At 59.8% G+C, this 8537-nt stretch carries 10 protein-coding genes; 2 read left to right on the forward strand and 8 right to left on the reverse strand.

Annotated elements, in window-relative coordinates; genetic code table 11:
• Positions 1-773 precede the first annotated feature (773 nt).
• The gene (locus P5705_RS22010) at positions 774-1400 is read right to left on the reverse strand and encodes a restriction endonuclease (RefSeq protein WP_277462974.1); all 627 of its coding nucleotides are present in this window, start codon (positions 1398-1400) and stop codon (positions 774-776) included.
• Between the two features lie 350 nt (positions 1401-1750).
• Positions 1751-2308 carry an AAA family ATPase gene (locus P5705_RS22015; protein ID WP_277462975.1) on the reverse strand — a complete coding sequence of 186 codons (558 nt, stop codon included), beginning with the start codon at positions 2306-2308 and terminating at the stop codon, positions 1751-1753.
• Positions 2309-2420: 112 nt separating this feature from the next.
• Between P5705_RS22015 and P5705_RS22020 the strand changes: the two genes are divergently transcribed.
• On the forward strand, positions 2421-2894 hold the full coding sequence (locus P5705_RS22020) for an isochorismatase family protein (RefSeq protein WP_277462976.1): 474 nt from the start codon (positions 2421-2423) through the stop codon (positions 2892-2894).
• 84 nt (positions 2895-2978) lie between these two features.
• Here the strand turns inward: P5705_RS22020 and P5705_RS22025 are convergent, their stop codons facing one another.
• The 4 genes from P5705_RS22025 to P5705_RS22040 form a co-directional block, all read right to left on the reverse strand.
• Positions 2979-3209: a hypothetical protein gene (locus P5705_RS22025; RefSeq protein WP_277462977.1), complete on the reverse strand. Its 231-nt coding sequence runs from the start codon at positions 3207-3209 to the stop codon at positions 2979-2981.
• 124 nt (positions 3210-3333) lie between these two features.
• Positions 3334-4119, reverse strand: a complete 786-nt coding sequence (locus P5705_RS22030; RefSeq protein ID WP_277462978.1) for a hypothetical protein — start codon at positions 4117-4119, stop codon at positions 3334-3336.
• Between the two features lie 73 nt (positions 4120-4192).
• A complete protein-coding gene (locus P5705_RS22035) occupies positions 4193-4936 on the reverse strand; it encodes a hypothetical protein (RefSeq protein ID WP_277462979.1) in 744 nt (247 codons plus the stop codon).
• A gap of 166 nt (positions 4937-5102) precedes the next feature.
• The gene (locus tag P5705_RS22040) at positions 5103-5771 is read right to left on the reverse strand and encodes a hypothetical protein (RefSeq protein ID WP_277462980.1); all 669 of its coding nucleotides are present in this window, start codon (positions 5769-5771) and stop codon (positions 5103-5105) included.
• 531 nt (positions 5772-6302) lie between these two features.
• On the opposite strand from P5705_RS22040, the gene P5705_RS22045 reads away from it, so the two are divergent.
• Positions 6303-7166 (forward strand): sensor domain-containing diguanylate cyclase, encoded by an 864-nt coding sequence (locus P5705_RS22045; RefSeq protein WP_277462981.1) that lies wholly within the window; start codon positions 6303-6305, stop codon positions 7164-7166.
• 10 nt (positions 7167-7176) lie between these two features.
• Here the strand turns inward: P5705_RS22045 and P5705_RS22050 are convergent, their stop codons facing one another.
• Positions 7177-7818: a DUF1109 domain-containing protein gene (locus P5705_RS22050; protein ID WP_277462982.1), complete on the reverse strand. Its 642-nt coding sequence runs from the start codon at positions 7816-7818 to the stop codon at positions 7177-7179.
• A complete protein-coding gene (locus P5705_RS22055; protein ID WP_277462983.1) occupies positions 7805-8392 on the reverse strand; it encodes a sigma-70 family RNA polymerase sigma factor in 588 nt (195 codons plus the stop codon). Before P5705_RS22055 ends, P5705_RS22050 begins: the two co-directional genes overlap by 14 nt.
• Positions 8393-8537: the final 145 nt, after the last annotated feature.

Here is an 8537-nt window from a genome sequence, read left to right on the forward strand (position 1 = left end):
AGCAAGCGCAAAAAAGGCGCCAGCCGTTGTGATGGGGCGCCTAGTGCGTGCGCCAAGTTTACCAGCAGGTTCCTACACCTGGCCGCAGGTTTTGCTGCAGCTTGGAGAATTTATCGCGAGGGCGGACTAGTTCGCAATGGTTGCGGGGGAAGGAAATTTCCGAAAATGACGAAGGAGATTTTTTAGGGAAAATAATCTTTATGTAAGGCAAAGGCTGACCTAAGCCCGCTGAGCCTTGGCCACGTAAGATAAAAACCTTACAGGTGATTTTTTGAGCGTTAATCTCCATCGCCCTTGTATTAGTAGTGATAATTTTTTATAGACCAAATCATAACAAGCATACATTCGAGTCGCTCACTAAATCATTGCCATGCCACCTGAACCATTTACCATTTCAATCACCCATCACTCTATGGCAAATTGGTTTTCACTGACCTCATCACGGTTAAGTGTAGGCGTAAGCCACCATTTTCTTATCAGTAAAGCGGAATCGCTTCTGATCTGCCACCACCGGTGCCCAGCGCACTCCAACCAAAAAAAAACAGCAAAACTATTTATTTATGCCTTAGCGATCAACTTAAAAGACTTAAAGCAAAGCCTACTCCCCTCTATTCTTTCTTGATGGCGGCCGCATAGAGCTTTAGCGGAGAAACCTCGAGACGATCTCGCAAGCAAAGGTCGGGTTCAAAGTCGCCATGCCTTATCATTTCTATCTCCGCCACTAAAATTTTCTCATCAATAAAGTTAAGATTCAGATTCAGCCAATTTATAAGCTACTGGAAGTTTGTCGCAATTAAGTCGCCTTTCTTCTCAACCAAGAACGTCTCCAGATTAATCGGGTAATCATTGGTTTCTGCTGAAAATATTGCCGCTTGGGCTGTTTGCAATAGTGCCATGCCTGAAAAATTTACGGGAAAATCCCAAATCTCTCCCCTTAAACCATACTTTTTCCGAATTGATTTTTTATGAGACCAGTAGCGAGCCTCGATCAGTTCGAGGCGCTTTTTATACGCCTTAATTATTTCGCTCTCAACAAAATGCCGAGTATCTATCTTTAGCTCTTCGTAAGTTTTTAATTTTACATTGCTGCTTTCTGCCGCTTCGTAGGCCCCGCTTTGGAAGCCGACTTCCGAGATAATAAACGCTCTATCAGCGCCTACATCTTCAACTATGGTTCTCAGTGCTAAAACCTGAAGCTTGTTGACTCGACTTTTCCATTGCTTAGCCTCTACAATCCAGACCAAATCCTCGCCAAGATATTTCGTCCTCACCAAAACATCTACATCATGCGAAGTTCTGACTCCTTGCATGGTGACATTGGTTTCAGCGCTCGCCCCAATGGATCTAAAATAAGAACAGATGTCTTCTTGAAACTGATACCACGTAGGCTTTTCAGGCACTTATCTATCTCCTTCTGTAAGGTGTCAGCATTTCCTTAAGTCTAAGGCTTAGGTGTTCATACTGCCCACCCCAACCACACAAAAATGATGCGTTCTCCTGATGGTAACAGCTTCCATTCGGGTGCGAATAGGATGGATCAACGGCTTGGGCCTTGTAGAGACCAACACTGAACCGTAGATGAAGTGCACATCATTATGGCTGCAAGTAGGACTTGGAGGCGTCTAAGAAGTCAGGGACGATTCAGCAAGCGAGGAGAACAGGCTGCAATTAATGCTATCGAAGCTAATCAAACGTTGCCCAACCGTCCGGATGAGGAGTTAAACCGTGGCTGATCCGATAGCAGGGAGCGTTAGAAGGCGCCGCTCGACCCCATCGCATCGCGCCCCGCCGTAACCCCAGGCAACCGTGCAACAAAAGCCGCCACCTCCCGCACATTACCCAGGTGCACCACCGGCACCTGCGCCCCAATGGCCAACCGCAACGCCTCGATCCCCAACCGGCTGACCCGGTCGAAATGCCAGACAAACTTGAGAAATTCGAGAAAATCCTTGTTCGGCTTCTCGTTGCACCCCTGCGGCAAATCAGGCCGCGCAGGCTTGAGCAACGAACGCTGGATGACCCGCCTCAGGCAAGTCAACCGCGGCGTATCCAGCCAGATCACCAAGTCGGCGTGGGGCAGGCGCAAATCAAAGGTGCGCCGCGAATAATTGCCATCGGTGACCCAACTGCCGCCCGCGAGCGCCTGCACCACCCGCTCGCGAAACACCTCGTCGTCCGCCTCCTCCCAGCCGGGCTCCCAGAACAACCGGTCCAGGTGAACCACCGGCAACCCCAACCGCGCGCCAATCGCCCTGGCCAGGGTCGACTTGCCGCTGCCCGCGTTGCCCAGAATCACGATCCGTTGCATGAGCGCCCCTTCGCTGCGGCGTATCCACCACGTTCAAACCCAGGACGAACGCCCCCCACGAGGCGCTCGGCGCTATACTCGGCGCCCTTCGTACCTGGATCGGGAAAAATCAATGCGGCAAGTACTGCTCATCGTAGACGTGCAATCCACCTTCAGCCCGTCCGAGCGACTGGTGGACGGCATCCGCCGGCTGTCGGCGACCATCCCCACCGTCGCCTCCATCGAATTGCACGACGAGCAGGCTACCCCGTTCCAGCGCCAGCTCGGCTGGCACCCGGCCACCGAGGACGTGGCCCTGGTCGAGGCCGACAAAGTGTTCATCAAGCACGGCTATGGGCAGACCGCCGAAACCCTCGCCTACATCAAGGGCCTGAACGTCGACCGCGTGCTGGTGTGCGGCCTGCAGACCGAAACCTGCGTACTGGCGGCGGGCTTCGCCCTGTTCGATGCGGGGCTCAACCCAACCCTGGTGACCGACCTGACCTCCGGCTCCTCGTTGGACCGCTCAGGCCAGTTGGGCATCGACCTGTGGAAGCACCACTTCGGCCAGGTGACCACCGCCGCCGAAGTGCTGGCCGAGCTTTGAGGTAGCGCAAACCGGGTTCGCCGGAAAACGGCGCCATGCTCGCTGAGTACGGGCGCCGCCCGCGAGGGCGGCGCCTGCACAGCGTCACACTTCCTGGAAGGTGGCGGCCGCGCCACCCACCCCACCGCCCAAGGTGAGGCACTTGACGGAAATCTGCGGGCGATTGCCGTCTCTCAAGGTGTAGCGATCGTCGACGACGAGGGTCTGTCCAGGCGCGTTCACGCAGTTGGGTACCGCATAGTTCTGGTTACCCCCTGTGTAGGCATTACCGGTTGCAACTACTTTGTTCAGCGAGGCGCTATAAACATCAGTCATGTTGGTTTCCTTCCCTATCTCATTGATGGATGCAGGTGACGGTGCTGGATGTACCGCTGCCCACGCCCTGACAGTAATTCGCCCACCGACCCTCGGTAAGTATCGATACCGTAACCCCGACCACTCAGGATTGCGGGGGGTAATTCCCCGGCACGAAGGCGTTGATCGACACATCGAAATAGACGCTTGGCGGGCTCGATGCACTCAAGGTCACCACCGTGTAACGGCCAATCTGCAAGGTCGCGTTGGCCGAAAGCTGCGCCGACTTGCTCGTCGTCTGGGGCGCCACCGGCCGCAGCGCGCTCATGGGCAGTACCGTGCCCGACGGGACATTGCTGGCCACGAACACCCAGACCGTCGGCGCGAGCACCTGGGTGTAACGTGTCTGGAAAGGGTTGAGGCTGTCGTAATTGACGGGCGAAGGGTTATCGGGCTTCTCGTCACCCTTCTGGTAGATGAAACTCGCCGCGCCCGTGACGATGGGCTGGGCATTCTGCGGCGCGTCGTAATACATGCCGACGTACCCCGCCAAGCCAGTGCCATCGCCGTTCACCTGCACGCCATCAAAGCTGTAGGTATTACCCGCCAGCGCCTCGGACCAGGGCCCCAGCGTCAAGGTGCCCGGGTACGCCACGGCGCCCTGGGACACATAGGCCACGAGGGTGGTGTCGAACAACAGCGTGGTCTGGTCGGCAATCGGTTGCAGGGTGTGGGCCACCACGACATTGGTGCCCTCGGAAACAGGGTCAGGCAGCACCACGACAATGTACTGGTTGTTGTCGACCAGGAACTGCCTGGCCTCAAGGTCGACATTCAGGTTCAACTGCAGCGTCCCGGCGCTGCAGGGCGCCGCCGCCAGCATGTCCAACAACCCAGCGAAGGTCAGGCACATCAATCCGGATCGATTCATTGGCTTCTCCCAAGAAAAACACCCGTATCCACCAAGGGCGGATACGGGTGTCATGGCATCAAGCGATGTGCTTTCAGCTGCCTGAGTTGACGATGGTGCCGATCGTCGAGCCGGAGCTTACCGGCTGCACCGCCGGAGTACCGGGCAGGTTGGTGATGGCAAAGGTACTTGCCAGCACCTGCAGATCGTATTCGATGGTGCTGGCATTGAAGGAGAAGGTGCAGCCAGGCGCCGACACGCTGGCCTGAACGTTACCCGACTGCAGGCTCTGTTGCGCCGCCACCATGAGGATGGTGTCCAGTGGCTTCATCATGATCGAACCTTGTGGGTTCAGGGTGAAGGCGCAGAATGGCAGGTACTGGCTACCGTTCGGTGTATTGACCAGCCCCGCAAGGCCGACGGTCAAGGGCGGCGTCCCGGCCGGCCGGTTGTTGAACAGGCCCAGGCTGTCGGCAGGCACCCCCGACACGCCGCCCGCCACGAAGCTGCCGTCGGGGTTGAAGGTCTGTGCATTGCCGAGCTCCAGCGCCGCGGAGATGGACTGCATCTGGATCGTGGTGTTGGCAGCGATGTTGCCTTGGGTGGTGACATAGATCTTGTATTGCGGGGTGTAATCGATATCGACCAGCCCGAACATCGAGCCGAACGGCACGGAGAACCAGGTGGGCACACCGGCGGTGAGCTGGTTTGGCCCTACCGCGCCCTTGTAGGCCATCAGGCTGTAGCCCTGGGCCTGCAACGCACTAAGCACCGCCTTCTGGTCGGCCGAAGTAAAATCAAAATCCATGGAGAACGTGGTCATGGTTTCACCTGTCATTCCTTAACGCCTTGATGTATGTCAGCCGTTTATGTTCCCGGCTAACGACCTGAGTCACCGAAGAGCAACTTTCTATCCTTGGCTTTCCTTGTGACTCAGGGAGGAGCGTAAACATCTGCTGGCCACTCGATAAGTAGCGTTACCGTAACTAACAACACGCCCTTAGTTACAACCTCAAGCACATCCGCTCCTGCTGCGACGCGCCGAGAAATGCCTGTAGCGCCTCGCAGATGGAGGACGCCAAGGCTTCCTGGTGAGTGATTTCCAGATAAGCCTCACCGTTGAACTGCTCCGACCAGGTCACGCAACCGGTGGCCGTTTCGATCAAGCGAACGCTGGTACGGATGCGTTGCGCATCGACATGCACGCTGCCCTCCAGGCGATGCCCGCCGGCCAACGGTTGCGGCGCCATGCCAACAGGCTCGACGATGATGCGCCGGCCCAGGTTCTTGTACAGCAGGTGCGTCAGCTCCTCATGCAGCCCCAAGGCGAAGCACTCCCACTCGGCGGCTTGCGTCACGCATTTGAAGGGGCAGATGGAAAAGGCACTGCCTTGCTCAAATCCACAGGTAACCGGGCGCAGGCGCCGGAACACAGGCATGTAGCAACCCAGCGGCACGACGATCTCGAGCGCGGCGGTGTTGTTCCCCACGGCGTAGTAGTGCTTGAGCTTGGCCCGCAACCGACCCACCTGGACACGGACCACCGGATCCTCTCCCGGGCTGTAGTACCGGGGGTCGCGGTCGAACACGCCGATACCGATGGCGTACTCGCTGGTATCGCGGGCGCATTCCTTGAGCGCCTGCTCCACCAGGTAATCCAGCAGGCGACTCATGCGTGGCGACTTTCTGAAAGTCGCGCTCGCCAACAGCGCGTCCTTCGCGGACCTGACTTCATCTACCGCCACAAGGTCCCGATCTTCTTGTTTGCCCTGCACTTCAGCCATGGCATGAGTTTCCTTTGCGTCCTTACATGGAAAGTTGCCTGTATGCCGAGTGGCTTGGTGAGATACATCCCTGGGCAGCACTGCACTCGCCACACAGCATTATTTAGAAACATCGGTTCCGTTTTTATATTTGATAAGTTCCGATAGCCGCGAAAGCCGCACAACTTCCAGCGGTGCCTGACAGGCTAACGGTGCGCGCAGTAACCTATAAGTATCGTTACCGTAGCGCGGAAGTTGCCTGGCCTTGCGCCCGCGGCGGGTGGCGCATTTTTATCCGGGCCGCTGTGGTGGCCCGGGCACCACCCTGTGTATGCTGTCCCCCGCGCGGCGAACGGAATCCCGGGCTGGCCTGCAGGAGCGCTCAAGCCAACCCACGCGATCGGGCCATGATCGAGCACTTTGTGACGGACGCCCCGCCCTATGCCCGTTGACTTGCAAGCGCTCTACCCCAAGCTGATCCACCTGATGCTGGATACCGTGTTCGTGGTCGACCAGGACGACACCATCGTGTTCGTCAGCAATGCCTGCGAGGCGCTGCTCGGCTACCGCGCCGACGAACTGACCGGCACCCCGATCACCTGCTACATGCACCCCGACGACCTGGAGGCCACCCGCGCCTCGATCGTCAAGGTCATGAACGGCTCGCCCCACTTCGATTTTCGCAACCGCTATGTGCGCAAGGATGGCGGCATCGTGCATATCCTCTGGGCGGCGTTCTGGTCCGACGAGGTGGGCGCGCGCATCGGGGTCGCGCGCAACATCACCGCCCTCGCCCAGGCCGAGCACGAACTGCGCTTCCTCGCCCACCACGACCCGCTGACCCAACTGACCAACCGCTCGCTGTTCAATGACCGGCTGGCCTCGGCCCTGCGCGTGGCACATCGCCACCAGCGCAGATTGGCGCTGCTGTTCCTGGATATCAATGACTTCAAAGGCATAAATGATGGCCATGGGCACGCGGCGGGCGATCGCGTGCTGTGCATGATCGCCCGCCGCTTGCAGGCCTGTGTGCGCGAGGCGGACACGGTGGCGCGGATGGGTGGGGACGAGTTCATCGTGTTGTTGACGGATATCCCGTCGGATACCGCCGTGCACGAGAAAGTGGAGCAGATCGCCTCGGCCATGGCCGAGCCGCTGGATGCGGGGTTCGGTGAGGTCAGGATGCCGTCCTGCAGTATCGGCTTGGCCTTCTACCCCGAGGATGGCGAGGACGCTGACACCTTGCTCAGCCATGCGGACAGCGACATGTACCGCAACAAGCGACACCGCGCCCGGGTGGGCTGAAGCGCCCGGATCACCAGCGCAACAGACGCGGCCCCAACGCGGCGCCGAGCACCGTGGGCACCAGCATGCCCAACAGGTACCACAGGCCCCAGAACGGCACGCCCATCTCCGGACAATGCAGGCAGTACACCAATGTCGCGGTGGCGCCGGCGAGCAACCCGCCCGCGGCGCCGGCCTGGCGCAGGCGGGTCGGGGCAAGGCCACGCAGCGCCCAGAACACGGCGATGAACACGGGTGTCGAAAGCAAGGTGATGTTCAGCGCGCAGGTGCGCCAGGTGCGGCCAAAGATCAGGTCGGCCCGAGCCTCCAGCGGGGCGCCCTGCAAGCTGATGGCGGCGCCCAGCCAGACCAGCAGCAGCGGCGCCCCCAGCAGCCCCCAGAGCGCGCCCCCGCTGACGCCCGGCCGGGCCAGGCGCTGGGTCAACCCCAGCCCCAGCAGCGCCAGGCTGGTGGGCAAGGCCACCTTGGCCCAGAACAATGGCGTGCGCGCCACCTCGGCCAGGTCGCTCCGTACGCCGTAGAGCGCCACGGTCAGCAACAGCGCGCCCAGCATGCCGGCGAGCAGCGCCAGCCCCAGGCGCCGCGCCAGTGCATGGCGGTCCACCGGCCCCTGCGCGGTGGCCAGCAGGCTGATCAGTTCATCGGTCTTCATCTTCGCCTTTACCTCGAATCAACCTGCCCAAAGCCTTGAGGCCCCGGTGTATGCCCACCTTCACCGCCGAACTGGAAAGCCCGGTGATGCGTGCGGTTTCCTCCACCGACAAGCCCTCCAGCTTGACATGCACGATGGGCAAGCGCTGGCGATCCGGCAGTTGCCCGAGCAGTTTGCCCAGGTCCCGGCTGGCCTGGGCGGGTTCTTCGTCACTGTGGGCGAACAGTTCGCTGTCGTCATCCAGCGCATCGTGCCGCGCCTCATGGCGGGCATGGCTGCGCAGGTGGTCGGCCAGCTTGTAGCGGGCGATCGCCTGCACCCAGGCGGTGAGCGGCTGTTGCGCCTGGTAGGTGTGGCGCGCATTGTGCACCGCCAGCAGCACCTCCTGCAGCAAGTCCTCGACCTCGGCCGGGTGCCGGGGCAGGCGGCGGCGCAGAAAACCACGCACATGGGCCGCCAGTGCCGTGAGGAACTGGCGATAGGCAACGGCGTCGCCAGCCAGCCCTTGCAGCAACAAGGCCTGCAACTGGGACTCGCGTGTTTTCAGCACGTCCTGTGAGTTAGTTCGTTGCATCGGCCGCCAGGGTTACACCGTCGGGTGGGATTCTTTTCATCCAAGCATTGCCTGCGTGCCGGGTGCAAGTGCCGGATGAACGGTGAACACCTCCAGGTGCCCGACTCGAGTCATGGGGTGGTGCGCAAATCGAGCGCCGCGCGCG

This window comes from Pseudomonas entomophila, from assembly GCF_029478665.1.
Taxonomy (GTDB): domain Bacteria; phylum Pseudomonadota; class Gammaproteobacteria; order Pseudomonadales; family Pseudomonadaceae; genus Aquipseudomonas; species Aquipseudomonas entomophila_F.